Source organism: Variovorax sp. TBS-050B (genome assembly GCF_029893635.1).
In the GTDB taxonomy this organism is placed as follows: domain Bacteria; phylum Pseudomonadota; class Gammaproteobacteria; order Burkholderiales; family Burkholderiaceae_C; genus Variovorax.
The window spans coordinates 1,176,621-1,200,704 of the sequence record NZ_JARXYR010000002.1; the positions used below are offsets into that span (position 1 = coordinate 1,176,621).

Annotated in this window: 27 protein-coding genes and 1 pseudogene; 7 read left to right on the forward strand and 21 right to left on the reverse strand. The window is 69.0% G+C overall.

Annotated features, from left to right (window positions below; translation table 11 throughout):
• Nucleotides 1-124 precede the first annotated feature (124 nt).
• From rpsD to rplN, 15 genes are all read right to left on the reverse strand, one after another.
• Nucleotides 125-748 (reverse strand): 30S ribosomal protein S4, encoded by a 624-nt coding sequence (rpsD, locus tag M2165_RS08605; protein WP_280814241.1) that lies wholly within the window; start codon nucleotides 746-748, stop codon nucleotides 125-127.
• Between the two features lie 132 nt (nucleotides 749-880).
• The gene (rpsK, locus tag M2165_RS08610) at nucleotides 881-1,285 is read right to left on the reverse strand and encodes a 30S ribosomal protein S11 (protein WP_009124825.1); all 405 of its coding nucleotides are present in this window, start codon (nucleotides 1,283-1,285) and stop codon (nucleotides 881-883) included.
• 12 nt (nucleotides 1,286-1,297) lie between these two features.
• Complete coding sequence (gene rpsM, locus M2165_RS08615) at nucleotides 1,298-1,663, reverse strand: 30S ribosomal protein S13 (RefSeq protein WP_019653977.1); 366 nt, start codon at nucleotides 1,661-1,663, stop codon at nucleotides 1,298-1,300.
• Nucleotides 1,664-1,687: 24 nt separating this feature from the next.
• Nucleotides 1,688-1,801: a 50S ribosomal protein L36 gene (gene rpmJ, locus M2165_RS08620; RefSeq protein WP_038201958.1), complete on the reverse strand. Its 114-nt coding sequence runs from the start codon at nucleotides 1,799-1,801 to the stop codon at nucleotides 1,688-1,690.
• Between the two features lie 49 nt (nucleotides 1,802-1,850).
• Nucleotides 1,851-3,164: a preprotein translocase subunit SecY gene (gene secY / locus M2165_RS08625; RefSeq protein WP_280814242.1), complete on the reverse strand. Its 1,314-nt coding sequence runs from the start codon at nucleotides 3,162-3,164 to the stop codon at nucleotides 1,851-1,853.
• Nucleotides 3,165-3,190: 26 nt separating this feature from the next.
• Nucleotides 3,191-3,622 carry a 50S ribosomal protein L15 gene (gene rplO / locus M2165_RS08630; RefSeq protein WP_280814243.1) on the reverse strand — a complete coding sequence of 144 codons (432 nt, stop codon included), beginning with the start codon at nucleotides 3,620-3,622 and terminating at the stop codon, nucleotides 3,191-3,193.
• An 11-nt stretch (nucleotides 3,623-3,633) separates the two neighbouring features.
• On the reverse strand, nucleotides 3,634-3,819 hold the full coding sequence (gene rpmD / locus M2165_RS08635) for a 50S ribosomal protein L30 (protein ID WP_009124818.1): 186 nt from the start codon (nucleotides 3,817-3,819) through the stop codon (nucleotides 3,634-3,636).
• Nucleotides 3,820-3,854: 35 nt separating this feature from the next.
• Complete coding sequence (gene rpsE, locus M2165_RS08640) at nucleotides 3,855-4,373, reverse strand: 30S ribosomal protein S5 (protein ID WP_280814244.1); 519 nt, start codon at nucleotides 4,371-4,373, stop codon at nucleotides 3,855-3,857.
• An 18-nt stretch (nucleotides 4,374-4,391) separates the two neighbouring features.
• Complete coding sequence (rplR, locus tag M2165_RS08645; protein ID WP_280817499.1) at nucleotides 4,392-4,757, reverse strand: 50S ribosomal protein L18; 366 nt, start codon at nucleotides 4,755-4,757, stop codon at nucleotides 4,392-4,394.
• A gap of 14 nt (nucleotides 4,758-4,771) precedes the next feature.
• On the reverse strand, nucleotides 4,772-5,305 hold the full coding sequence (gene rplF, locus M2165_RS08650; protein WP_280814245.1) for a 50S ribosomal protein L6: 534 nt from the start codon (nucleotides 5,303-5,305) through the stop codon (nucleotides 4,772-4,774).
• Between the two features lie 25 nt (nucleotides 5,306-5,330).
• Nucleotides 5,331-5,726, reverse strand: a complete 396-nt coding sequence (gene rpsH / locus M2165_RS08655) for a 30S ribosomal protein S8 (protein WP_280814246.1) — start codon at nucleotides 5,724-5,726, stop codon at nucleotides 5,331-5,333.
• A gap of 20 nt (nucleotides 5,727-5,746) precedes the next feature.
• A complete protein-coding gene (gene rpsN / locus M2165_RS08660) occupies nucleotides 5,747-6,052 on the reverse strand; it encodes a 30S ribosomal protein S14 (RefSeq protein ID WP_280814247.1) in 306 nt (101 codons plus the stop codon).
• Nucleotides 6,053-6,060: 8 nt separating this feature from the next.
• Complete coding sequence (gene rplE / locus M2165_RS08665) at nucleotides 6,061-6,600, reverse strand: 50S ribosomal protein L5 (protein ID WP_057593145.1); 540 nt, start codon at nucleotides 6,598-6,600, stop codon at nucleotides 6,061-6,063.
• An 11-nt stretch (nucleotides 6,601-6,611) separates the two neighbouring features.
• Nucleotides 6,612-6,944: a 50S ribosomal protein L24 gene (gene rplX / locus M2165_RS08670; protein WP_280814248.1), complete on the reverse strand. Its 333-nt coding sequence runs from the start codon at nucleotides 6,942-6,944 to the stop codon at nucleotides 6,612-6,614.
• Between the two features lie 12 nt (nucleotides 6,945-6,956).
• Nucleotides 6,957-7,325, reverse strand: coding sequence for a 50S ribosomal protein L14 (gene rplN / locus M2165_RS08675; RefSeq protein ID WP_009124801.1), 369 nt, complete (start codon nucleotides 7,323-7,325; stop codon nucleotides 6,957-6,959).
• Nucleotides 7,326-7,551: 226 nt separating this feature from the next.
• Here rplN and M2165_RS08680 point away from each other — a divergent pair, with 226 nt between their 5' ends.
• Together M2165_RS08680 and proC are read left to right on the forward strand one after the other, a co-directional pair.
• Complete coding sequence (locus M2165_RS08680; RefSeq protein ID WP_280817500.1) at nucleotides 7,552-8,727, forward strand: esterase-like activity of phytase family protein; 1,176 nt, start codon at nucleotides 7,552-7,554, stop codon at nucleotides 8,725-8,727.
• Nucleotides 8,724-9,581 (forward strand): pyrroline-5-carboxylate reductase, encoded by an 858-nt coding sequence (proC, locus tag M2165_RS08685; protein ID WP_280814249.1) that lies wholly within the window; start codon nucleotides 8,724-8,726, stop codon nucleotides 9,579-9,581. Before M2165_RS08680 ends, proC begins: the two co-directional genes overlap by 4 nt.
• 20 nt (nucleotides 9,582-9,601) lie before the next feature.
• Here the strand turns inward: proC and ubiA are convergent.
• The 4 genes and pseudogenes from ubiA to M2165_RS08705 all read right to left on the reverse strand — a co-directional run bounded on the left by ubiA (nucleotide 9,602) and on the right by M2165_RS08705 (nucleotide 16,211).
• Nucleotides 9,602-10,463 (reverse strand): annotated as a pseudogene (gene ubiA / locus M2165_RS08690) (4-hydroxybenzoate octaprenyltransferase).
• 63 nt (nucleotides 10,464-10,526) lie between these two features.
• A complete protein-coding gene (locus M2165_RS08695; protein ID WP_280814250.1) occupies nucleotides 10,527-11,090 on the reverse strand; it encodes a DNA starvation/stationary phase protection protein in 564 nt (187 codons plus the stop codon).
• A 140-nt stretch (nucleotides 11,091-11,230) separates the two neighbouring features.
• Entirely contained in the window at nucleotides 11,231-12,196 is a 966-nt protein-coding gene (locus M2165_RS08700) for a LysR substrate-binding domain-containing protein (RefSeq protein ID WP_280814251.1), read from the reverse strand.
• A 124-nt stretch (nucleotides 12,197-12,320) separates the two neighbouring features.
• A complete protein-coding gene (locus M2165_RS08705) occupies nucleotides 12,321-16,211 on the reverse strand; it encodes an autotransporter outer membrane beta-barrel domain-containing protein (RefSeq protein ID WP_280814252.1) in 3,891 nt (1,296 codons plus the stop codon).
• A 285-nt stretch (nucleotides 16,212-16,496) separates the two neighbouring features.
• Here M2165_RS08705 and M2165_RS08710 point away from each other — a divergent pair, with 285 nt between their 5' ends.
• Together M2165_RS08710 and M2165_RS08715 are read left to right on the forward strand one after the other, a co-directional pair.
• Nucleotides 16,497-17,078 carry a thioredoxin family protein gene (locus tag M2165_RS08710; protein ID WP_280814253.1) on the forward strand — a complete coding sequence of 194 codons (582 nt, stop codon included), beginning with the start codon at nucleotides 16,497-16,499 and terminating at the stop codon, nucleotides 17,076-17,078.
• Between the two features lies 1 nt (nucleotide 17,079).
• Nucleotides 17,080-17,238, forward strand: a complete 159-nt coding sequence (locus M2165_RS08715) for a hypothetical protein (RefSeq protein ID WP_280814254.1) — start codon at nucleotides 17,080-17,082, stop codon at nucleotides 17,236-17,238.
• Here M2165_RS08715 and M2165_RS08720 read toward each other — a convergent pair.
• A complete protein-coding gene (locus M2165_RS08720) occupies nucleotides 17,202-17,945 on the reverse strand; it encodes a response regulator (RefSeq protein ID WP_280814255.1) in 744 nt (247 codons plus the stop codon). The two genes, M2165_RS08715 and M2165_RS08720, sit on opposite strands and share 37 nt — an antisense overlap.
• A 210-nt stretch (nucleotides 17,946-18,155) precedes the next feature.
• Here M2165_RS08720 and M2165_RS08725 point away from each other — a divergent pair, with 210 nt between their 5' ends.
• The 3 genes from M2165_RS08725 to M2165_RS08735 all read left to right on the forward strand — a co-directional run bounded on the left by M2165_RS08725 (nucleotide 18,156) and on the right by M2165_RS08735 (nucleotide 21,881).
• The gene (locus M2165_RS08725) at nucleotides 18,156-18,575 is read left to right on the forward strand and encodes an organic hydroperoxide resistance protein (RefSeq protein WP_280814256.1); all 420 of its coding nucleotides are present in this window, start codon (nucleotides 18,156-18,158) and stop codon (nucleotides 18,573-18,575) included.
• A 32-nt stretch (nucleotides 18,576-18,607) separates the two neighbouring features.
• Nucleotides 18,608-19,981, forward strand: a complete 1,374-nt coding sequence (locus M2165_RS08730) for an ATP-binding protein (protein ID WP_280814257.1) — start codon at nucleotides 18,608-18,610, stop codon at nucleotides 19,979-19,981.
• A gap of 100 nt (nucleotides 19,982-20,081) precedes the next feature.
• Nucleotides 20,082-21,881, forward strand: a complete 1,800-nt coding sequence (locus M2165_RS08735) for a redoxin family protein (RefSeq protein WP_280814258.1) — start codon at nucleotides 20,082-20,084, stop codon at nucleotides 21,879-21,881.
• A gap of 31 nt (nucleotides 21,882-21,912) precedes the next feature.
• Here M2165_RS08735 and recG read toward each other — a convergent pair whose 3' ends face one another.
• Nucleotides 21,913-24,051 carry an ATP-dependent DNA helicase RecG gene (recG, locus tag M2165_RS08740; protein ID WP_280814259.1) on the reverse strand — a complete coding sequence of 713 codons (2,139 nt, stop codon included), beginning with the start codon at nucleotides 24,049-24,051 and terminating at the stop codon, nucleotides 21,913-21,915.
• Between the last annotated feature and the right edge of the window lie 33 nt (nucleotides 24,052-24,084).

The window sequence follows — 24,084 nt, forward strand, 5'->3', positions numbered from 1 at the left end:
GCAGACTTCCTCTCAATACCCCCGGCTCGTTACACCGGTAAGGCTGGTGAAGTGCCCGCCGGAACGCTTCCGGCGAGAACAAAAAATACAAGTTCGGGCCGCGAAGCGGCCCGTTTTGGTCTGATTAGCGCGAATACAGTTCGACGATCAGCGATTCGTTGATGTCGGCTGCGAACTCGTCGCGGTCCGGGACCTTCTTGAAGGTGCCTTCGGCCTTGTCGGCGTTCACTTCGACCCAGGCCGGCATGCCGACCTGCTGGGCCAGCTGCAGCGCTTCGACGATGCGGGTCTGCTTCTTCGACTTGTCGCGCACGGCGATGACGTCGCCGGTCTTCACGAGGTACGACGGGATGTTGACCGACTGGCCGTTCACCGTGATGGCCTTGTGCGACACGAGCTGGCGTGCTTCTGCACGGGTCGAGCCGAAGCCCATGCGGTAGACCACGTTGTCCAGGCGCGATTCGAGCAGGAACAGCAGGTTGGCGCCGGTGTTGCCGCGGCGGCGATCGGCTTCCTCGAAGTAGCGGCGGAACTGCTTCTCGAGCACGCCGTACATGCGCTTGACCTTCTGCTTCTCGCGCAGCTGCAGGCCGTAGTCGGAGGTGCGCTGGCCCGAGGTGCGGCCGTGCTGGCCGGGCTTGGAGTCGAACTTGGCCTTGTCCTGGATCGAGCGGCGGGCGCTCTTCAGGAACAGGTCGGTGCCTTCACGGCGGGAAAGTTTGGCCTTGGGGCCGAGGTAGCGTGCCACGTGGTTTCCTTTGTGTCATCTGCCGCAGTCGCCTGCGGGAGCCATCGGCGAGACGCTGATGGCGGTGGGCTTAGTTAAAAAACAAATGCGCAGCCGCTTCTGAAGAGCCGGCTGCGCCTTGCGGACTGACGCTCAGATGCGGCGACGCTTCTGGGGACGGCAGCCGTTGTGCGGAACGGGCGTCACGTCGGCGATGGAGTTGATCCGGATGCCGAGCGCAGCCAGTGCGCGCACCGACGATTCGCGACCGGGGCCGGGGCCCTTGATCTCGACGTCGAGGTTCTTGATGCCTTGTTCGACAGCAGCACGGCCGGCCACTTCGGAAGCCACCTGCGCAGCGAACGGGGTCGACTTGCGCGAGCCCTTGAAGCCCTGGCCACCCGACGAAGCCCACGACAGGGCATTGCCCTGGCGATCGGTGATCGTGATGATGGTGTTGTTGAACGAGGCATGCACGTGGGCGATACCGTCCGCGACGTTCTTGCGAACCTTCTTGCGAACGCGCTGTGCGGCGTTGTTTGCAGGTGCTTTAGCCATGCTGGTCTATCCTTATTTCTTCAGGGACTGCGCAGCCTTGCGCGGACCCTTGCGGGTGCGGGCGTTGGTGCGCGTGCGCTGGCCGCGCATCGGCAGGCCGCGACGGTGACGGAAGCCGCGATAGCAGCCGATGTCCATCAAGCGCTTGATGTTCATCGTCGTCTCGCGACGCAGATCGCCTTCGATCGTGAACAAGGCGATCTGGTCGCGGATCTTCTCGAGATCGGCGTCGGTCAGATCCTTGATCTTCTTCGAATATTCGATGCCGCTCGCTTCGCAGATCTTGCGGGCGCGCGTGCGACCGATGCCGAAAATGGCGGTCAGGCCGATTTCAGCGTGCTTGTGCGGCGGAATGTTGATGCCAGCAATACGTGCCATGTGCGTCCTCTAATACTCTTTCAATCAACCCTGGCGCTGCTTGTGGCGCGGGTCGGTACAGATCACGCGCACCACACCCTTGCGGCGGATGATCTTGCAATTACGGCAAATGGTTTTGACCGAAGCCGAAACTCTCATTTCATTCTCCTAAAACTCTGTTCAACCCGGCGGGGCCGTGCCCTGTGCCTTACGAAGTCTTGAAATTGGCCTTCTTCAGCAGCGACTCGTACTGCTGGGACATCATGTAGTTCTGCACCTGGGCCATGAAGTCCATCGTGACGACCACGATGATCAACAGGGAGGTACCACCGAAGTAGAACGGAACGTTGTACTTCAGGATCAGGAACTCGGGCAGCAGGCAGACGAAGGTGATGTACACCGCGCCGGCCAACGTCAGGCGAACCAGGATCTTGTCGATGTAGCGCGCCGTCTGGTCACCCGGACGGATGCCCGGGATGAATGCGCCGCTCTTCTTCAGGTTGTCGGCCGTTTCCTTGCTGTTGAACACGAGTGCCGTGTAGAAGAAGCAGAAGAAAACGATCGCGGCAGCGTACAGAAGCACGTAGATCGGCTCGCCCGGGCGCAGTGCGCTCGCAATGTCCTTGATCCAGCGGAAACCGCCTTCGCCGGTGCTGAACCAGCCGACCACCGTCGCCGGCAGCAGGATGATCGAGGATGCGAAGATCGGCGGGATCACGCCGGCCATGTTGAGCTTCAGCGGCAGGTGCGACGACTGGCCGCCGTAGACCTTGTTGCCGACCTGGCGCCGCGCATAGTTCACGAGGATCTTGCGCTGGCCGCGTTCGACGTACACCACGAAGTAGGTGACCAGGGCGACCACCGCGACGATGAACAGCGCGACGATCACGTTCATGGCGCCGGTGCGAACCAGCTCCAGCAGGCCGCCGATCGCTGCCGGCAGGCCGGCCGCGATGCCCGCGAAGATCAGGATCGAGATGCCGTTGCCGAGGCCGCGTTCGGTGATCTGCTCGCCGAGCCACATCAGGAACATCGAACCCGCCGTCAGGCTCACCATGGCGGTGATCCGGAAGCCGAAGCCGGGCGAGATCACCAGGCCGGCCGACGACTCGAGCGCCACCGCGATGCTGAACGACTGGAACAGCGCCAGACCGAGCGCGCCATAGCGCGTGTACTGCGTGATCTTGCGGCGGCCGGCCTCGCCTTCCTTCTTCAATTGCTCGAAGGTCGGAAGCACGTAGGTCATCAGCTGCATGATGATCGACGCCGAGATGTACGGCATGATCCCCAACGCGAACACGGTGAAGCGCGACAGCGCCCCGCCCGAGAACATGTTGAACAGGCTCAGGATGCCGCCCTGCTGGCCCTGGAACAACGCCGCAAGCTGGTCCGGGTTGATGCCCGGCACAGGAATGTGCGCGCCGATCCGGTACACCACGAGCGCGAGCAGCAAGAAGACCAGCCGGCGACGCAGGTCGCCGAACTTGCCTGTCTTTGCGATCGTTGCCGCGTTAGTTGCCACGAAGAACTTCTTTCAGTCCAGTGTGATCAGGCGATGCTGCCGCCGGCTGCTTCGATCGCAGCCTTGGCACCAGCGGTTGCGCCCACGCCCGTCAGCTTGACGGCCTTGGTGAGTTCGCCGGTCTTGACGACCTTGACCACCTTGGCGAGCTGGCCCACGAGGCCGGCTTGCTTCAGCGCCAGGATGTCGACTTCGGCCAGGCCGAGCTGCTCGAGCGCGGTCAGCGTGACTTCGGCGTTGAACTTCAGCAGGTGCGACTTGAAGCCGCGCTTCGGCAGGCGGCGCTGCAGCGGCATTTGACCGCCTTCGAAGCCGACCTTGTGGAAACCGCCTGCGCGCGACTTCTGGCCCTTGTGACCGCGACCCGCGGTCTTGCCCAGGCCAGAGCCGATACCACGACCGACACGGCGCTTGGCGTGCTTGGCGCCGGCCGCCGGCTTGATGCCATTGAGTTCCATATCAGTCTCTCTCAGAGAACTTTGACCAGATAACTGATCTTGTTGATCATGCCGCGCACCGCCGGGGTGTCCTGCAGCTCGCTCACGCTGTTGAGCTTGCGCAGGCCGAGGCCGCGCACGGTCGCGCGATGCGATTCCTTGGTGCCGATCGGGCTCTTGACCAGCTGCACCTTGAGGGTTTGTTGTTGCGTCGTCATTTGAATGCTTCCTTCAGCCTTGCGTGAGCTCGCGCTCAGGCGAAGATTTCTTCGACGGTCAGGCCGCGCTTGGCAGCCACTTCGCTGGCGGTCGTCGAGTTCTTCAACCCGTCGAGCGTGGCGCGAACCATGTTGTAGGGATTCGACGAACCATGGCTCTTGGCCACGATGTCGGTGATGCCCATGACTTCGAACACGGCGCGCATCGGGCCGCCGGCGATGATGCCGGTACCCTTGGGAGCCGGGTACATCACGACGGTGGAGGCACCGTGGTGGCCCTGCACCTGGTGGTGCAGCGTACCGTTCTTGATCGGCGCCTTGAACAGGTTGCGACGGGCTTCTTCCATCGCCTTCTGCACGGCGGCGGGCACTTCCTTCGACTTGCCCTTGCCCATGCCGACGCGGCCGTCGCCGTCACCCACCACGGTGAGCGCTGCGAAACCGAGGATACGACCACCCTTCACCACCTTGGTGACGCGGTTGATCGCGATCATCTTCTCGCGCAGACCGTCCTCGGGGCCTTCGTTCTGCGTTCTTGCCTGAATCTTTGCCATTTTGAATCTCGTGTCCGGTTAGAACTGCAGACCGGCTTCGCGGGCCGCATCGGCCAGCGCCTTGACGCGGCCGTGGTACGCAAAACCTGCGCGGTCGAATGCAACCTTCTCGACGCCGGCAGCCTTCGCCTTTTCGGCGATGCGCTTGCCGATGGCCGTGGCTGCAGCGGTGTTGCCACCCTTGCCAGAGCCGCCGAGCGACGTGCGCACTTCGGCTTCGGCCGTCGAGGCCGTGGCGATCACCTTGGAGCCGTCGCCGGAGATGACGGTGGCGTAGATGTGCAGGTTGGTACGGTTCACCGTGAGACGGGCCACACCCTGCGTCGCGATGCGGATGCGGGTCTGGCGCGAACGGCGGAGACGCTGTGCTTTTTTGGTCAACATCATTTTGCTGCCCCTTACTTCTTCTTGGTCTCTTTGATCACGATCTTCTCGTCCGCATAGCGGATACCCTTGCCCTTGTAGGGCTCGGGCGGACGAACGGCACGGATCTCAGCGGCCACTTGGCCGACGCGCTGGCGGTCGGCACCCTTGATCACGATTTCGGTCGGGGTTGCGGTGGCCACCGTGATGCCCTGGGGCATGTCGAAGTTGACCGGGTGCGAATAACCGACCTGCAGATTCAGCTTGGCGCCACTCGCCGCAGCCTTGTAGCCGACGCCCACCAGGCTGAGCTTCTTCTCGAAGCCCTTGGTGACGCCGACGACCATGTTGTTCACCAGCTGGCGCATCGTGCCGCTCATCGCGTTCGCTTCGCGCGAATCGTTGGCGGGCTCGAAGTTCAGCTTGCCGTCCTTGTTGACGACGTTGACCAGTGCATTGCGCGGCAGGTTGAGCGTACCGCCCGTGCCCTTCACGCTGATCTGGTCTTCCTTGATCGACACGTCCACGCCAGCGGGGACGACGATCGGCATTTTTCCTACTCGGGACATTTCAGTGTTCTCCTCGATGTCTCGGTCAGGCGACGTAGCACAGAACTTCGCCGCCGACGCCGGAGGCGCGCGCCTTGCGGTCGGTCATCACGCCCTTGGGGGTCGTGACGATCGCAACGCCGAGGCCGTTCTGGACTTGCGGAATGGAAGCGCTGGCCTTGTAGACGCGCAGGCCGGGGCGGCTCACGCGCTCGATGCGCTCGATGACCGGACGGCCAGCGTAGTACTTCAGCGAGATCTCGAGCTCGCTCTTGCCGGCTTCGGTCTTGACCTGGAAGCCGTCGATGTAGCCCTCGTCCTTCAGGACCTGTGCGATCGCGATCTTCACCTTGGAAGACGGGACCGACACAGTGGACTTCGCCACCATCTGCGCGTTGCGGATACGCGTCAGCAGGTCGGCAATGGGATCACTCATGCTCATGTTGTTTGCTCCTGCCTGGCTTACCAGCTGGCCTTGGTGACACCGGGGATGTCGCCGTTGAAAGCCAGTTCGCGGATCTTGGCGCGGGCCAGACCGAATTGACGGAAGGTGCCACGGGGGCGACCGGTGATTTCGCAGCGGTTGCGCTGACGCGTGGGGTTCGCGTTGCGCGGGAGCTTCTGCAGCGCCAGGCGGGCGGCAGCGCGCTCTTCGTCGCTCTTCTTCACGTCGTTGGAAGCCGCCTTCAGTTCCGCGTGCTTCGCAGCGTACTTGGCGACCAGCTTGTCACGCTTGAGTTCGCGCTGGATCAAAGATGCTTTAGCCACGGATCACCTCAGTTCTTGAACGGGAAACGGAAACCAGCGAGAAGCGCCTTGGCTTCTTCGTCGGTCTTGGCCGTCGTCGTGATGCTGATATTGAGACCGCGCAGGGCATCGACCTTGTCGTATTCGATCTCGGGGAAAATGATCTGTTCCTTGACGCCGATGTTGTAGTTGCCACGGCCATCGAAAGCACGACCCGAGATACCGCGGAAGTCGCGAACGCGCGGCAGCGCGACGGTCACGAAGCGGTCCAGGAATTCGTACATGTGCACGCCACGCAGCGTGACCATGCAGCCGATCGGCTGGTTCTCGCGGATCTTGAAACCGGCGATGGCCTTCTTCGACTTGGTGACCACGGGCTTCTGGCCGGCGATCTTGGTCAGGTCGGCAACGGCGTTGTCGAGCACCTTCTTGTCGGCGACGGCTTCACCCACACCCATGTTCAGGGTGATCTTGGTGAGGCGGGGGACCTGCATCGGCGAGGTGTAGCCGAACTTCTCGGTCAGGTCCTTCGCGATCTTTTCGCGATAGTGTTGTTGGAGACGTGCCATGTGAGTACCTCTTAGGCGAACTTGATTTCGTCGCCGCTCGACTTGAAGACGCGTACAGCCACGCGCTTGCCGTCGGCACCCTGGGTGATCTTGATGCCCACGCGGTCGGCCTTGCCGGTCGCGGCATTGAAGATCGCCACGTTGGATTGATGAATGGGCATGGTCTTCTCGACGATGCCGCCGGTCGTGCCCTTGAGGGGGTTCGGCTTGGCGTGCTTCTTGACGACGTTCACGCCTTCGACGATCACGTGCGAATCGTCCTTGCGCAGCGTGACGGTGCCACGCTTGCCCTTGTCGCGCCCGGCCAACACGATGACCTGGTCGCCTTTGCGAATCTTGTTCATGGCGTTGTGTCCTTAGAGAACTTCGGGGGCCAGCGACACGATCTTCATGAACTTCTCGGTGCGCAGTTCGCGCGTCACCGGTCCGAAGATGCGGGTGCCGATCGGCTCCAGCTTGGCGTTGAGCAGCACGGCGGCATTGCCGTCGAACTTGACGAGCGAACCGTCGGCGCGACGGATGCCCTTGGCGGTGCGGACCACCACTGCGCTGTAGATCTCGCCCTTCTTGACGCGACCACGCGGAGCGGCTTCCTTGATGCTGACCTTGATGACGTCGCCCACGCTGGCGTAACGCCGCTTGGAGCCACCGAGCACCTTGATACACAGGACGGACTTCGCGCCTGTGTTGTCGGCCACTTCGAGCCGGGATTCAGTTTGGATCATTGCTAGTAGTTCCCAACTTGTACCGTTGCGCATCCAAAAGGGAGGCGCTGCGGTCAGTCTTGGGCCCGTCGTCTGCACCCCGAACCACTCGGGGCACTTCCGCTTTGGGCTGAAAGCTTCGCCTTTTTGAAGCGAAGCCCGCGATTGTTGCACGCAAGCCGAGGCATGTCAACTGGCTTCTGAGCGCCCGGCGCACTGCCCCTAGACTCACCGCGTGTCCTTGCCCATGTTGCCGCCCGCCCCGTCCGCTGCCTCGCGGCTGCGTCGCCGCCTGCTGCTGGCGGGCGCTGCCGCCACGGCGCTGACGGGGCTGGGTGGATGCGGGAATCCGGCCCCGCCGCCGCTCGCGCCTCCGGGTCCGCCGCGGCTGCGCCGGCTGGCGGAGGCGGCGTGGCCGCACCGGCTCGCGATCGGCGGCACGACCGCGGGCGGGCTCTCCGGCATCGACTACGACGCATCGACAAGTGAGTACCTGCTGCTGTCCGATGACCGATCGGACATCGACCCGGCCCGGTTCTACACCGCCCACTGGCCGGCGCCGTGGGCGGTGCCGCCCGCGGCCGCCGATGTGGTGCCGCTGCAACGCCCGGGCGGCGGACGCTGGCCGGACCGACGGTATGCCGAAGCCGGCGTGCCGGTGGTCGATCCCGAATCCCTGCGCCTGCGCCCGGGCACCGGCACCCTGCTGTGGACCGGCGAGGGCGACCTGTCGCGCGGCTTCGGCCCGGCGCTGTACGAGTCGGGGCGCGACGGCCGGCTGCTGCGCGAATTCACGCTGCCGGCGATGTTCCGACCGGACCCGGCGCAGCGCCGCGGTCCGCGCGACAACCTGGGCCTCGAGGGCCTCGCCCTCACGCCCGACGGCCGCCATGCCTGGCTGGCGATGGAGAACGCGCTGATCCAGGATGGCCCCGTGCCCACCACGCGCGCCGCGGGCGGCCCCTGCCGCCTGACCCGGATCGCGCTCGACGGCGGCCGCGCCACGTGCCAGATCGCCTACCTGCCCGATGCGATCCCGCTGCGGCCGATCGTGCCCGGCAGCCATGCGGACAACGGGGTGAGCGAGATCCTGATGCTCGATGCCGACCGGATGCTGGTGCTCGAACGCGCCTACGCCACCGGCGCCGGCAACGCGCTGCGCCTCTACGAGATCGACACGCGCGAAGCCGGCGACGTGCTGGACATCGATGCGCTCGCCGCCGGCAACCACCGCCCGGCCGCGAAAACGCTGGTCGCCGACTTCGCCGCGCTCGGCCTTTCGCGCCTCGACAACATCGAAGGCATGTGCTGGGGCCCGCCGCTGCCGGGCGGCGCGCGCCTGCTGGTGGTCGTGAGCGACGACAATTTCAATCCGCTGCAGACCACCCGGTTCGCGGCCTTCGAATTCACCGACCGACCATGACCATCGCCGCCACCTTTCTTCCGCGCACCGCGCCCTCGCCCCTTCCTCCGATCGCCTTCGTCGGCGGCGGCAACATGGCCAGCGCCATCATCGGCGGGCTGATCCAGCAAGGCACGCCGGCCGGCACCTTCGAGGTGGTCGAGCCTTTCGAGGAAGCGCGCGCGAAGCTCGCGAAATCCTTCGGCATCTCGGCGCGGGCCGAAGCCGGCGAGGCGCTGTCGCGCTGCGCGGTGGTCGTGTGGGCGGTCAAGCCGCAGACCTTCGCGGAGGCCGCCCGCGCGATGCGCCCCTTCGCCGCCAGCGCGCTGCACCTGAGCGTCGCGGCCGGCATTCCGTCGGACAGCATCGCGCGCTGGCTCGGCAGCGAGCGCGTGGTCCGCGCCATGCCGAACACGCCGGCGCTCGTCGGCCAGGGCATGACCGGGCTCTATGCGCGCGACGGCGTGGAAGCGGCCGACCGGGCGCTGGTGGCGCAATTGCTCGCGCCGACCGGCGAGCTGCTGTGGGTAGACCACGAAAGCGCGCTCGATGCGGTCACCGCCATGTCGGGCTCGGGGCCGGCCTACGTGTTCTATTTCATCGAGGCGATGGCCGAGGCCGGCGTCGACATGGGCCTGTCGCCCGAGCAGGCGCTGCGGCTCGCGATCGGCACCTTCACCGGCGCATCGGCCCTGGCGCACAGCGCGACCGAGCCCCCGCAGGTGCTGCGCGAGCGCGTGACTTCGAAGGGCGGGACGACCTACGCGGCCCTCTGTGCGCTCGAGGCGGCCGACGTGAAGGCGAAGTTCAAGGAGGCCATCCGCGCGGCGCAGAAGCGCGCGGGCGAGCTCGGCGAGGAGTTCGGCAAGACCTAGAAGAACGCTGCGCCGGCCGTTCAACGCAGCGCGTAGGCCGCCGCGATGCCGGCGAAGACGGCAAAGCCCAGCCAGTGGTTGAGCCGGAAGGCCTTGAAGCAGCCCTCGCGCGTGCGGTCGCGGATCAGCCGCCAGTGCCAGACGGCCTGCGCCGCGGCGATGCCGATGGCCGCGAAGAAGACCGCACCGAGGTCCCGGCTCGCGCCGGCCCAGCCCCAGACGATCAGGAAGACGGCGTAGCTCGCCATGACCGCGGCGACATCGAAGCGGCCGAAAGTGATGGCCGAGGTCTTCATGCCGATCTTTGAGGTCGTCGTCGCGGTCGACCATCGCGTACTCGGTGTCGTAGGCCAGCACCCAGAACAGGTTGCCCGCGAGCAGCCACCCTGCGAAGGCGGGCACCGTCGCCTGCACCGCGGCGAAGGCCATCGGAATGCCGAAGCTGAACGCGATGCCGAGCACCGCCTGCGGGATCGACACGAAGCGCTTCGCGAACGGATAGACGAGCGTGACCGCGAGCGCCGCGAACGACCAGTACACCGTGACGCGGTTGGTCGTGAGCACCAGCGCGAAGGCCGCGAGCGCGAGCACCGCGCCGAGCAGCAGCGCCTCCTGCACCGACACCGCGCCGCTGGTCACGGGCCGCTGGGCGGTGCGCTTCACATGGCGGTCGAAGTCGCGGTCGGCCACGTCGTTGACGCAGCAGCCCGCGCTGCGCATCAGGATCGTGCCGAGCACGAAGACCGCGAGCAGGTGCCAGCCGGGCCAGCCGTCGGCCGCGAACCAGAGCGCGCCGAGCGTGGGCCACAGCAGCAGCAGCCAGCCCGCGGGGCGGTTCCAGCGGATCAGATCGAGATAGAGCGCGAAACGACGGGCGAGCATTCGGCGGGCAGCGGGCAAAAAAAGAGCGGCCATTGTGCCGCTCTCGGGGGAAGGGCCGGCCGCTCAGTCTTCGAGCAGCGAGCGCAGCATCCAGGCCGTCTGGTCGTGCACCGTGCAGCGCGCGGTCAGCATGTCGGCCGTGGGATCGTCGCCGGCCTCCTCGGCCACGGGGATGAACTCGCGCGCGATGCGCGACACGGTCTCGTGGCCCTTGACGAGGATGCGCACCATCTCCATCGCCTTGGGCGGCTGCTGCGGCACGTCGGGCACGGTCGCGATCTTGCTGAACTCGGCGTAGGAGCCGGGGGCGTAGTGGCCCAGTGCGCGGATGCGCTCGGCGATCACGTCGGTGGCGCCCCAGAGCTCGGTGTACTGCTGCATGAACATCGCATGCAGCGAGTTGAAGTGCGGGCCTGTCACGTTCCAGTGGAAGTTGTGGGTCGTGAGGTAGAGCGTGTAGGTGTCGGCCAGCACGCGGCTCAGGCCCTCGGCGATCGCGGCGCGGTCCTGGCGCTCGATGCCGATGTTGATGATCGGCGCATTGCGGCTGCCGGACTCCTGCGCCACTTGCGCGTCGCCCTTCTTGGGCACCTTGCCGGACGAGGTCTTCTTCGATGCTTTGGCCATGGCGTGAGCTCTTTCTTCAGGTCTGCTTGAGGAACACGGGTCGATTCTGAAAGCCGGCAGGCGGCTTCGCAACAGCCGCACTCTATCTCAGCGATGAACGATTCCGAATGGCGCGGCCGTAGGCGAAGTTCGCCTTCTTTCTAAGACAGCCGTTTGACACCCGGCAGCTCGCAGGCATAGATGGCGTTGCGCAATGCCGCGATCGCCTCGTAGCGCGTGAAGGTGCGCCGCCATGCGAGCACCACGCGCCGCGTCGGCGGATCGCGGTCGTGCGCATCGCGCACCGGCAGGTAGCGCACCATCTGCTCGCTCTCCTTGCGGCCCTTGGCCTTGGGCTTGAGCGCGTCGGCCGGCACCGACAGGCGCGGCACCAGCGTCACGCCCATGCCCGAGGCCACCATGTGCTTGATCGTCTCGAGCGACGAGCCCTCGAAGCTCTTGCGGATGCCCTCGGCATTGCTCGAGAAGCGCGCGAACTCGGGGCAGACCTCGAGCACGTGGTCGCGAAAGCAGTGGCCGGTGCCGAGCAGCAGCATGGTCTCGTTCTGCAGCTCGTCGGAAGTCACCGACTCGCGGTCGGCGAACTTGTGCTTCGCGGGCAGCGCCGCCATGAAGGGTTCGTCGTAGAGCGGCGCCATCGCGAGGCCGGTGTCGGGGAAGGGCTCGGCCATGATCGCGCAGTCGATCTCGCCCGCGCGCAGCATCTCGAGCAGCTTGGCGGTGAAGTTCTCCTGCAGCACCAGCGGCATCTGCGGCGTGCGCGCGATCACCTGGCGCACGAGGTCGGGCAGCAGGTAGGGGCCGATGGTGTAGATCACGCCGAGGTTCAGCGGCCCGGCCAGCGGGTCCTTGCCGCGCTTGGCGATCTCCTTGATGCTCGCGGCCTGGTCGAGCACGCTCTGCGCCTGCTGCACGATCTGCTCGCCCAGCGGCGTGACCGTGACCTCGCCGGCGCTGCGCTCGAAGAGCTTGACCTCGAGTTCGTCCTCGAGCTTCTTGATGGCCACGGAGAGCGTCGGCTGGGAGACGTAACAGGCTTCGGCCGCCTTGCCGAAATGCCGCTCCCGGGCCACCGCAACGATGTATTTGAGTTCGGTCAGAGTCATAGCTTGCGTCAATTATGCGCAAGCGACCGTGACGCCGCCCGGGCAGGGCTTTGGAGCTCATCCTTCGAGCACACGCGCGCGACGGACCAGCTGCGGCCAGCCGGTCCGTTCCGTGCTCAGCCCTTCACCACTTCATCCGCACGCCGACCGAGCCGTTGATCGAACTCCTGACCTTGGCGTCGCCCCCGCTCGCCCAGAGCTTGCCGATTTCGCCGTAGAGGCTGGTCGACTGGCCCAGCGCGAGCGTGAAGCCGCCCGCGAGCTCGGTGCTCGTGCCGCCCGTCGGCGCCGCGATGCCTGTGGTGGTCGCGCCGTTCACGAAGCGTGTGATGTCCGCGCCGCTTGATGTCCGGTAGACGTTGACGCGGCCGTACGGCTGCAGCGTGCCGACGCCCGTGGCGATCTCGCCCTTGACCCGCACGCCCGCGCGGGCGATCCAGCCGCTGTCGGCCTGCGGCTGGACCACTGCGCCGACGATGGCGGCGTTGTTCAGGTCCATGTGCTGGTGGATCAGCTGCAGCTGCGGCTCGATGCGCCAGCCGCTGCCGCCCAGCGCGAAGGACTGCCCCACCTCGATGGAGCCCAGCAGGCTGTTGCCCTTGCCGCTCACGCCCAGGCTCGCGAGGGGCTCGACCGTGTAGCGATGGCGGCCCGACTGCACCACGACATCGGCGTAGAAACCGCTGTCGCCGGTGTAGGTGCCGTAGAGGCCCAGGTACTGGCTGCGCAGGTCGTTGCGGCCCACGGCCAGGTTCGCGAGGCCGCTGGCGAAGCCCCGCACGCTGGCGTCGCCATCGAGCTGGCCGACGTAGAGGCCCGCGCGCCAGTTGGGCGTGGCCAGCAGGTCGGTGCCGGCCTGGAAGCCGGTGAGGCGGCCCTTGCTGGCGGGCGATACCGCGCCGCCTTGCTGGATGTCGACGTCGGTGGACAGAACGCGGCCCCAGGCGCGGCGATCGGAGCCGGTCGGGGCGGTCGCGGTGCCCTTCACGTCGTCGTCGCCCACGCGCTTGCGCAGGTCGCCCAGCATCGCGAGGCTGCCCTGGCGCAGCTGGCCGGGGAGCGCGGAGTAAAGCGAGGCTTCGGCGCGGTAGGTGATCACCGGCGCGGGAGCCGCGGGTGATGCGATCGTGTTCGACCGCAGGTACCAGTTCTCGCCGGCACCGTTCGCGTCGGCCGCGTAGAGGCGGTATTCGTAGGCGCCGGCATCCACGTGGCCGTTGGCCAGGCTGAACGCGTCCCTGGTGGTCTGGGCCGTGGTGGTGGCACCGTTGCTCGCGGTGACCACCTCGATGCCGTTGCCGCTGGTGAGCGCCCCCAGGCCGCCGAGGTTGGCGATCTGCACCGTGGTCCGGCCACTTGCGGATGCCGTGGCGCCGTCGAGCACCAGGCGGTCGGACGGTCCCGTGCCGTTGAGCACGGTGCCGAGCCTGAGCACGCCGTTGTTGCCGACGTACGCGCCCGTGACCGTGAGCGTGGTGCCGGCGGTGGCGCCCGGGAGCGAGACGGTGCCGCCGTTGGCCAGCGAGGCCACTGTCTGGCTGAAGCCTGCGAGGTCCAGCGTGGCGCCCGGGGCCACGCTGTGGGCGGAGGCCGCGCTGAAGGTGTTGGCGGCGCCCGCCCTGAGCGTGCCCTGCGCGACGTTGGTGGCGCCGGTGTAGCTGTTGGCGCCGGACAGCGTCAGCGTGCCCGCGCCTTCCTTCGTGATGAAGCCGCCGCCGCTGATCGCGCCGCTCAGGGTCGCGTTGAAGGCGCCGGTGTCGATGACCGGATCGGTGGTGCCCGTGAGCTGGATCGCGTTGGCGATGGTGAGGCCGTCGGCGCTGAATCCCAGCGTGGTGCCGTCGTCCATCGCGAGCGCGCCGGTGCCGAGCGCCTGGCTGTGGCCGAGGTTGAGCCGGCCCTGCTTGAGCGCGGTGCCGCCCGTGTAGGTGTTCGCGCCGGAGAGCGTGAGCGTGCCCGTGCCCACCTTCACCAGCGAGCCGCCGGTGCCCGAAATCACGCCCGAGACTTCGGTGTCGCCGTTGAGTCCGCCCGTGGTCAGCGTCTTGGCGCCGAGGATCACATCCCCCGCGCCGGACAGCGAGCCGATGGAGATTCCGGCCGCCGTCAGCGAAAGGATGCGCAGGCGTCCGCCCGCGTTGTTGACCACGGTGGCCTGGTCGGCGGTCGCGTGGTCGAAGATGTCGATCAGGCCGCCGCGGTTCTCGATCACGGCGTTGCCGGCGGAGGCGTTGTCCCTGAACTCGACCGACGCATCCCTGTTCATCACGAGGCGGGCATTCCCCGCCGAGCTGCTGCCGCCGAACTGCACGAAGCCGGCGTTGTCCGTCGGCAGGGGGCCGCGCTCGGCGGCAGTGATCGTCAATCCGCCCGCGTCGGCATTGCCGCCGAAAAGCAGCGAGGCGTTGCCGGCCACCGACACCGGCCCGGTGCCGAGCGCGCCCGTCGCCAGCGCCTGCAGGCTGCCCGCTGCCACCGAGGTGCCGCCCGTGTACGAATTGGCCGCGCCCAGCACCAGCGTGCCTTGGCCGGTCTTCAGGAGCGCTCCGCCGCCCGAGACTTCGCCGTTCAGCGTCAGCGTGCGGACCGGGTTCACATCGAAGGTGCCGCCTCCCGGGCCCAGCGCGACCGCGCGGGTGGCGGTGGTGTCGCCGGTGACGTTCAGCGCGCCGCCGTCGAGCGTGAGCCCACTGCTGGAGTTGCCGAGCGCGCGATCGTCCGCGATGGAGAGCGCGCCGCCGCGCACGAACCAGGGCGTCAGGCCGGTGTTGATGCCGGTCAGCGTCCAGGTGCTGGCACCGGTCTTTTCGTAGCGCGCGAAACCGCTGTAGGTGCTGGCGTCGAGCGAAGTGGTCCCGTTGGTCGTGTCGCCCGCCAGCGCCAGCACGTTGCCGGTGCCGGAAACCACCCTCAGCAGGCCGGTGATCGAGGAGCCGGCACGCAGTTCGAGCCGGTTGTCGTTGCCGGTGATCCGTACCGCGTCGCCGCGTGTGGCACCGTCGCCGCCCATGCCGGCCGTCAGCGTCCCGGTGTTGACGATGGTGTTCGAGTCGCCCCGAACGCGCAGCGCCGCACCACCCACGCCGAAACGCACGGGGATGCCGCCGGCACCGCCCGCGCCCCCCGTCAGCGTGCCGGTGTTGGAAACCGAGTTGTTGCTGGACTCCAGCGCGAGGCCCGCGCCGCCCTCGCCCCCGAATGACGACGTCCCGTTGAACGTGCCGCTGACGGTGCCGATGCCGCCGGCACCGCCGACGGACCCGCCGCTGTTGACGACGGTCGCGCCGCCGCCTTGCAGCACGATGCCGTCGCCGCCACCGCCGCCGCCGCCGGCCCATTGGCCGACGCCACCCGCGCCGCCGTTGCCGCCGATCGTCTGCCCCGCATTGTTCAGGTTGACGCCGGCCGCCGTGGACTGCAGGCCCGCGCCGCCACCGCCGCCGCCGCCGGCCAGCCGCGCGACGCTGCCGGCGCCGCCAGTGCCGCCCTGCAGGATGGTGCCGCCCGACACGGTGATGCCCGTGTCGGAGGTGTACACGGCCGCACCGCCGCCACCACCGGCGCCACCGCCGAAGGTCGGATCCCCAGCGGGCGTGCCGTCGGTTCCCGAGCCCCCCGTGACCGAGCCGGCCACGCTGGTCGCCCCGACGGCGCCGCCCGTTCCGCCAATCCCGCCGCCGCCGATGCCGCCATTGCCCCCCGTGCCGCCCGACGGCGCCAGGCCGTTGGACTCGGTGAACTCACCGAGGCGGCCGCCGCCGCCGCCGCTGCCGTTGCCCGCGCCGCCGTGGCCGCCTGTGCCGCCAAGGCCGACGTAGGTCTGGCCGCCCGCAGCCTGAGCCCAGGCACCGCCGGCCATGCCGGCCAGCGTGAGCAGGCACGCGGCCGCCGCGAGCCGCTTCGCCTTGCGGCTTCCTTCGACCGTCGAGCGCCGCGCAGGCGATGCGGCAAGCTCCGACACGGCCTGCCAGACACCCAGGACGCCATTCCAGACAACGCGATAAGTACGGTTCATTCCGCCGATCCTCAACAAAAGGGCAAAAACCGGCCGCAATGTAACATTTGCAACACGCGATTCAACTACCCGAAAGTAGTCATCGAGCGCCCACCGGTATGGGCCGCGGGCGATCGTCGCACCCGGCCGCCGGGCCGTGCCGCGCCGGCGCGCGGACGTGGAGGCAACGTACTGTTGTAGCCCCCGCCAGCGGGATACAGAGACATACGCGACGCGTGCCGCAACGGCCCAGGCGCCGAAGAATCCGGGCATCGCCGAACCCGGCACCGCCCGAAGGAAACCGCCATGCGCCTCCCCTCCCCCTCGCTCGCCGTGGCCGCCGCCGCGGTCATCGCCGCTTCGGCGGCCGTCGTCACGCTCGCCGCGCCCTCGCTCGGCGGCGACATCCCGGCCGAGCAGGCGCAGCCCGCGCCGGCCTTCAAGGACATCGATACCTGGATCAACTCGCCGCCGCTGGACATGGCGGCGCTGCGCGGCAAGGTGGTGCTGATCGATTTCTGGACCTACACCTGCATCAACTGCCTGAACCACCTGCCCTACGTGAAGGAATGGGACGCGAAGTACCGCGACAAGGGCCTGGTCACGGTCGGCGTGCACACGCCCGAGTTCGCGTTCGAGAAGTCGACCAGGAACGTGAAGGACGCGATCGAGCGCCTCCAGATCCGCCATGCGGTGGCACAGGACAACAGCTACGGCACCTGGAAGGCTTTCCGCAACCAGTACTGGCCCGCGGTCTACCTGATCGACAAGCAGGGCCGCATCGTCTATTCGCACTTCGGCGAGGGCAGCTACGGCGCGACCGAGAAGAAGATCCAGGCGCTGCTGGCCGAGCCGGCGCCCGCGCCTGTGCCGAAGGCGGGGTCCTGAGATGCGGAAGCTCTGGTTCGCGCTGCTTTTCCTCGCGGGCGGCTTCGCGCACGAGCTGCGCAACCCGGTCCAGTGCCAGTGCATCTCGGCCAGCGCCGCGGCCGCGCCGGGCCGGCGCCGTGCTCAGTCGCGCGCCTCGACCGCCGAGGCGAACACGTAGCCTTCGCTGCGCACGGTCTTGATGTAGCGCGGCTCGCGCGCGTCGTCGCGCAGGCGCTGACGCAGGCGGCTCACGAGCAGGTCGATCGAGCGCTCGAAGAGCTCGGCCTCGCGGCCCTGGGTGAGGCTCAGCAGCTGGTCGCGCGTGAGCACCTTCTGCGGATGGTCGAGGAACACGCGCAGCAGCCGGTACTCGGCGCCGCTCAGCGCCACCATGGTGCCGCTCTCGTCCAGCAGGTGGCGCGCCACGGTGTCCACCTGCCATTCGCCGAACACCAACTTCTGCGCCGGCTCGGTCGAATGCATGTTGGGCGGCAGCATGCGGGTGCGGCGCATCACCGAGCGGATGCGGGCGAGCAGCTCGCGGGCCGAGAAGGGCTTGGCCAGGTAGTCGTCTGCGCCCATCTCGAGCCCGAGGATGCGGTCGGCCTCCTCGCTGCGCGCGGTGAGCATCAGGATCGGCGTGGCCTTGTACTTGCCGGTGCGCAGGTCGCGGCACAGGGTGAGGCCGTCCTCGCCCGGCAGCATCAGGTCGAGGATGATGAGGTCGAACGGCCCCGCGTCCTCCAGCGCCGCGCGCATGTGCCGCCCGGTCGGCACCGCCACCACGCGCAGGCCGTTCTTCACGAGGTAGGCGGTGAGCAGTTCGCGGATCTCCCGGTCGTCGTCGACGATGAGGATGTGGTCGGAGGGCCTGCTGGTGTTCATGGGCGGTCTCTGGAGGGTGGTCTGCGATCTGGGGGGAATGTAGCGGCCGCCCCGGGCAGCGCGAGCTTCTTTGTATTCGCAAGTATCCGGCCCGACCGGGCGCGACACAGGCATACGCATTCCGCGCCGCCAGGGGCATGCGGGCCCAAGAATCCGTTCCGTTCATCGACAGAACGCTTCTCCAGCTTCACCACCCTGCAAGGAATCACCATGAGCCAGATCGACAAGGTCCTCTACACGGGCAAGACCCACACCACCTCCGGCGGCCGCAACGGCAGCGCGCGCAGCAGCGACGGCCGCCTCGACATCCAGCTGTCGTCGCCCGGTTCGTCGGGCCAGGGCGCCAACCCCGAGCAGCTGTTCGCCGCCGGCTGGTCCGCCTGCTTCATCGGCGCCATGGGCCTGGCCGCGGCGGCGCGCAAGGTGACGCTGCCGCCCGACCTCGCGGTGGACGCCGAGGTCGACCTCGGCACCGGCAGCGGCGGCTACTTCCTGCAGGCGCGCCTGCACGTCAGCATGCCCGGCGTGGACCGCGAGCTCGCGCAGGCGCTGATCGAGACGGCGCACCAGACCTGCCCCTACTCCAAGGCCACGCGCGGCAACATCGAGGTCGCACTGCAGCTGGTCTGAACGGCCTGCCGTCCCGGTCTATAAAGGCGCCCATGTCCACCCTCGCCCGCCCTTCCGCCGATCCGGCCGTGGCCGCCCCCGCTCGCGGCGGGCTGCGCCGGCTGGTGCCGCGCTCGCTGTTCGCGCGCGTCACGCTGATCATCGTGGTCGGGCTGGCGGTGGCGCAGGCCCTGACCTTCGCCGCGATCGGCTTCGAGCGCGGCATCGCGATGCGCGAGCTGATGATGATCGGCATCGAGCGCGACATCGCGAGTTCGGTCGCGCTGATCGACCGGCTGCCCGCGAGCGAGCGTGCGGACTGGCTCGGGCGGCTGGAGCGCCGCAACTATCACTTCACCCTCGGCGGCAGCGCCGGGGGCGTGGCGCCGGCGTCCGCCTCGCAGCGCGAGTTCGGCCGGGCCATCGCGGAGGCGATGCGCCCCTTCGAGATCGTGAAGGTGGGCGAGGTCGCCAGCCCCGCGGGCGGCCTGGAGATCGAGGTGCGGCTGCGCGACGGCTCGCCGCTCATCGTGCATGCGCAGCGCGTGGGCATGCCGATGTCGCCCTGGCTGATCTGGGGCCTGGCGGTGCAGTTGCTGGTGCTGGCGCTGTGCGCCTGGGCCGCGGTGCGGCTGGTCACGCGGCCGCTCGCGCAGCTGGCGGCGGCAGCGGACGAGCTGGGGCCCGACCTCGAGGGCCGCGCCCTGTCCGAGACCGGCCCGAGCGAGGTGGCGCATGCGGCGCGCGCATTCAATGCGATGCAGCGCCGCATCGCGGGCTACATGGCCGAGCGCGTGGAGATCCTGGCCGCCATCTCGCACGACCTGCAGACGCCGATCACGCGGATGCGGCTGCGCACCGACCTGATGGACGACGGGCACGACCGCGACAAGTTCCGCCAGGACCTCGACGCGATGCATGCGCTGGTGCGCGAGGGCGTGACCTATGCGCGCACGCTCCACGGTGCGACCGAGCCCCCGCTGCGCGTGGACGCCGACGCGCTGATCGAGAGCATGGTCGCCGACTACGAGGACGCCGGCGAGCAGGTGCGGCTCGAGGGCCGCGCCGGCGCGCCGATCGTGACGCGGCCCAACGCGCTGCGCCGCATCCTCGCGAACCTGATCGACAACGCACTGAACTTCGGCAGCGAGGTGACCGTGCGCGTGCAGGCCGGGCCCGGGCGGCTGGTGGTCGCGGTGCTCGACGACGGACCGGGCATTCCGCCCGACGAACTCGAGGCGGTGCTCAAGCCCTTCTACCGCGTCGAGAGCTCGCGCAACCGCAGCACCGGCGGCACCGGCCTCGGGCTGGCGATCGCGCAGCAGCTCGCCACCGCGATGGGCGCCGAGCTGAAGCTCGCCAACCGCGCGCAGGGCGGGCTCGAGGCGCGGCTGACGATGCCGACGCGCCCCCCGGGCGCGGACTGAGCCGGCCGGCGCCTTCTTTCCTTCTTCTTCAACCCCATGCACCGGGCCGCGGCTCCCGCGCCCAGCGCGTGTTTCATCGTCCGTTCCACCGAGGATCGCCATGCTCGTTCTCATCGTTGCCTACCTGGGCGGGGTGCTCACCATCCTGAGCCCCTGCATCCTGCCGGTGCTGCCCTTCGTGTTCGCGCGGGCGGACCGCCCCTTCCGCGCCCACGGCCTGCCGATGCTCGCTGGCATGGCGCTGGCCTTCGCCGCAGTCGCCAGCCTGGCGGCCGTGGGCGGCGGCTGGGTGGTCGCTGCCAACGAATACGGGCGCTACGCGGCGATCGCGCTGCTGGCGCTGTTCGGCCTCACGCTGCTGCTGCCCCGGCTGGCCGACCGGCTGAGCCGGCCGCTGGTGGCGCTGGGCCTGCGGCTCGCCGACGGGCAGGCCGGCGGCACGGCCTTCTCGCCGCTGCTGCTCGGCGTGGGCACCGGCCTGCTGTGGGCACCCTGCGCCGGCCCGATCCTCGGGCTGATCCTGACCGGCGCGGCGCTGAATGGCGCGAGCATCGGCACCTCGCTGCTGCTGCTGGCCTATGCCGCCGGCGCCTGCACCTCGCTGGCCGCGGCGCTGCTCTTCGGCCACCGCGTGTTCGCACGCATGAAGGGCGCGCTCGGCACCGGCGAATGGCTGCGCCGTGCCGCGGGCGCGGCGGTGCTGGTCGGCGTGGGCGCGATCGCGCTCGGGCTCGACACCGGGCTGCTGGCCCGGCTCTCGGGCGGCACCACCACGGCGCTCGAACAGGCGCTGCTCGACCGCATCGGTTCGCCCCGGCCCGGCGTGCCGCAGGCGCCCGACGCCGAGCCGCGGCAGGGCGCAGACCAGGGCGGCCTCGTGCCGACCGCCGCCGCCGCGGAGCCACCCCCGGTCCCGCCGGTGCTGCGCACGCTGCGCGACCAGGGCGCGATGCCATCGTTCGCGGGCGCCACCGAGTGGATCAATTCGCCGCCGCTCACGCCCGAGGCGCTGCGCGGCAAGGTGGTGCTGGTGGACTTCTGGACCTACTCCTGCATCAACTGCCTGCGCACCCTGCCCTACCTGCGCGCCTGGGCCGAGAAGTACAAGGACGCGGGCCTGGTGGTCGTGGGCGTGCACACGCCGGAGTTCGCGTTCGAGAAGCGCCCCGCCAACGTGCGGCGCGCGGTCAAGGACCTGGAGATCGGCTTCCCGGTCGCGCTCGACAGCGACTACGCCATCTGGCGCGCCTTCGGCAACCGCGCTTGGCCCGCCTTCTACTTCGTCGACGCGGAAGGCCGCATCCGCCACCAGCAGGCCGGCGAAGGCCGCTACGCGACGGCGGAGCAGGTGATCCAGCAATTGCTGGCCGAAGCCGGACGGCCACGCGTCACCGCGGGGCTGGTCGCACCCCAGGGCCTGGGCACCCAGGCTGCGGCCGGGAGCGAGCCGGCGCTGTCGGGCGAAACCTACCTGGGCCACGCGCGTGCCGAAGGCTTCGCGTCGCCGGGCGGGCTGGTGCGCGACCGCACGCAGGCCTACCAGGCGCCCGCTTCGCTGCGCATCAACCAGTGGGCGCTGGCCGGCGAATGGACGGTGGACGCCGAGCGCGCGGTGCTCGCGCGCGCCGGCGGGCGCATCGTCTACCGCTTCCAGGCGCGCGACCTGCACCTCGTGCTCGGGCCCGCGGCCGACGGCAGGCCGGTGCGCTTTCGCGTGCGGATCGACGGGCAGCCGCCCGGCGCCGACCACGGCTTCGACACCGACGCGCAGGGCGCGGGCGTGATCGACGCGCAGCGGCTCTACCAGCTGGTGCGCCAGCGCGACGGCGCGCGCGAGCGCCTCTTCGAGATCGAATTCCTCGACCCGGGCGCGCAGGCCTACGCCTTCACCTTCGGCTGAGGCCGCGGGCCGAAGCCAGGAAGCGGGCGGCTCAGGCCTTCAGGTATTCGGCCTTGGTGCCGAGCCAGCGGTCGATGTGGCGCTGGGCCAGTTCGGGATGCTTCTGCAGCATGACCGGCGCGAGCTCGCGTGCCCAGTCCAGCAGCAGCGTGTCGGTGGTCAGGTCGGCGAAGCGCAGCAGCGGCGCGCCCGACTGGCGCGCGCCGAGGAATTCGCCCGGGCCGCGGATCTCCAGGTCGCGCCGCGCGATCTCGAAGCCGTCGCCGGTCTCGGCCATCGCCTTGAGCCGCGCGCGCGCCGCCTCGCCGACCCGGCCGCTGTCGCCCGGCGCATAGAGCAGCACGCAGGCCGAGGCCGCGGCGCCGCGCCCGACGCGGCCGCGCAGCTGGTGCAGCTGCGAAAGGCCGAAGCGCTCCGCATGCTCGATCACCATCAGCGAGGCGTTGGGCACGTCCACGCCGACCTCGATCACCGTGGTGCTCACGAGCACGTGCAGGGTGTTGGCGGTGAAGGCCGCCATCACCGCCTGCTTCTCGGCCGTGGGCATGCGCGAATGCAGCAGGCCCACGCCGACCTCGGGGCCGAGCACCTCGGCCAGCTCGTCGCGCGTGGCGGTGGCGTTGCGCAGGTCGACCGCCTCGCTCTCCTCGATCAGCGGGCAGACCCAGTAGACCTGCCGGCCCTGTTCGATCTGCGCCCGGATGCGCGCGATCACCTCGTCGCGCCGGTGCTCGGCCACCAGCTTGGTGACGATTGGCGTGCGGCCCGGCGGCAGCTCGTCGAGCGTGGAGACGTCGAGGTCGGCGTAGTAGCTCATCGCGAGCGTGCGCGGGATCGGCGTGGCGCTCATCATCAGCAGATGCGGTTCCAGTTCGTTGCGCGCCTTGCCGCGCAGCGCCAGGCGCTGCGCCACGCCGAAGCGGTGCTGCTCGTCGATGATCGCGAGCGCGAGGTTGTGGAAGCGCACCTTCTCGGAGATCACCGCATGGGTGCCGATCACGAGCGCGGCCTCGCCGCTTTCCACCGCGGCCGCCATCGCGTCGCGCTCCTTCTTCTTCTGGCTGCCGGTGAGCCAGGCCACGCGCAGGCCGCGCTCGGCCAGCAGCGGATCGAGCCAGCCGACCAGCTTGCCGAAGTGCTGGGCGGCGAGGATCTCGGTCGGCGCCATCAGCGCGCACTGGAAGCCCGCATCGATGCAGCGCGCCGCCGCGAGCGCGGCCACCACCGTCTTGCCCGAACCCACGTCGCCCTGCAGCAGCCGGTGCATCGGCACTTCGCGCCCGAGGTCGCGCGTGATCTCCTCGCCCACGCGCTGCTGCGCACCGGTCAGGCCGAAGGGCAGCACGCCGAGCAGTTCGTCGTGCAGCGACCCCTTGCCGCCGGCCGGCGCGGTCGACACGTCGAGCACCGGCGCGCGCTGCGCCGCGCGCTCGCGCCGCGCCTGCAATTGCGAGAGCTGCTGCGCGAGCAGTTCCTCCGCCTTGATGCGCTGCCAGGCCGGATGGCTGTGGTCCTCGAGCGTGGCGATCGCCACGTCGGGCGCCGGGTAGTGCAGGAAGTTGAGCGCACTGCGCAGGTCCCACGCGCCGCGCAGGCCGATCTGCACCGGGATGGTCTCGTCGAGCACCGCGCGCGCCAAGCCCGAGCGCACCTCGCGCCGCAGCACCGGCTGGGCGAGCCCCGCCACCGTCGAATAGATCGGCGTGAGCGCCTCGGGCAGCGCCGTGCCCGCGGCCTTGACCGTCGGATGCATCATCTGCCGCCCGACGAAGCCGCCGCGCACCTCGCCGCGCACCCGCACGCGCGCACCGACCGCGAGCTGCTTCTGCTGCGAGGGATAGAAATTGAAGAAGCGCAGCTGGCAGGTGTCGCTGCCGTCGTCGATGGTGGCGATGAGCTGCCGGCGCGGGCGGTACGCCACCTCGCATTCGGTCACCACGCCCTCGATCTGCGCCATGTCGCCGTCGCGCGTGTCGGCGAGCCGCACGATGCGCGTCTCGTCCTCGTAGCGCATCGGCAGGTAGAGCGCGAAGTCGATGTCGCGCACCAGGCCGAGCTTGCGCAGCGCGCGCTGGACCTGGCTCAGGCCGCTGCCCGGCGCCGCGGGCGCAGCCGCCGCCGCGCGGGCCGGGGGCTTTTCGGGCAACGGGGATTTCGCGGTCGCGGGCATGGGACAATTCTGCCCGGCTCCGGCCGTGCATTC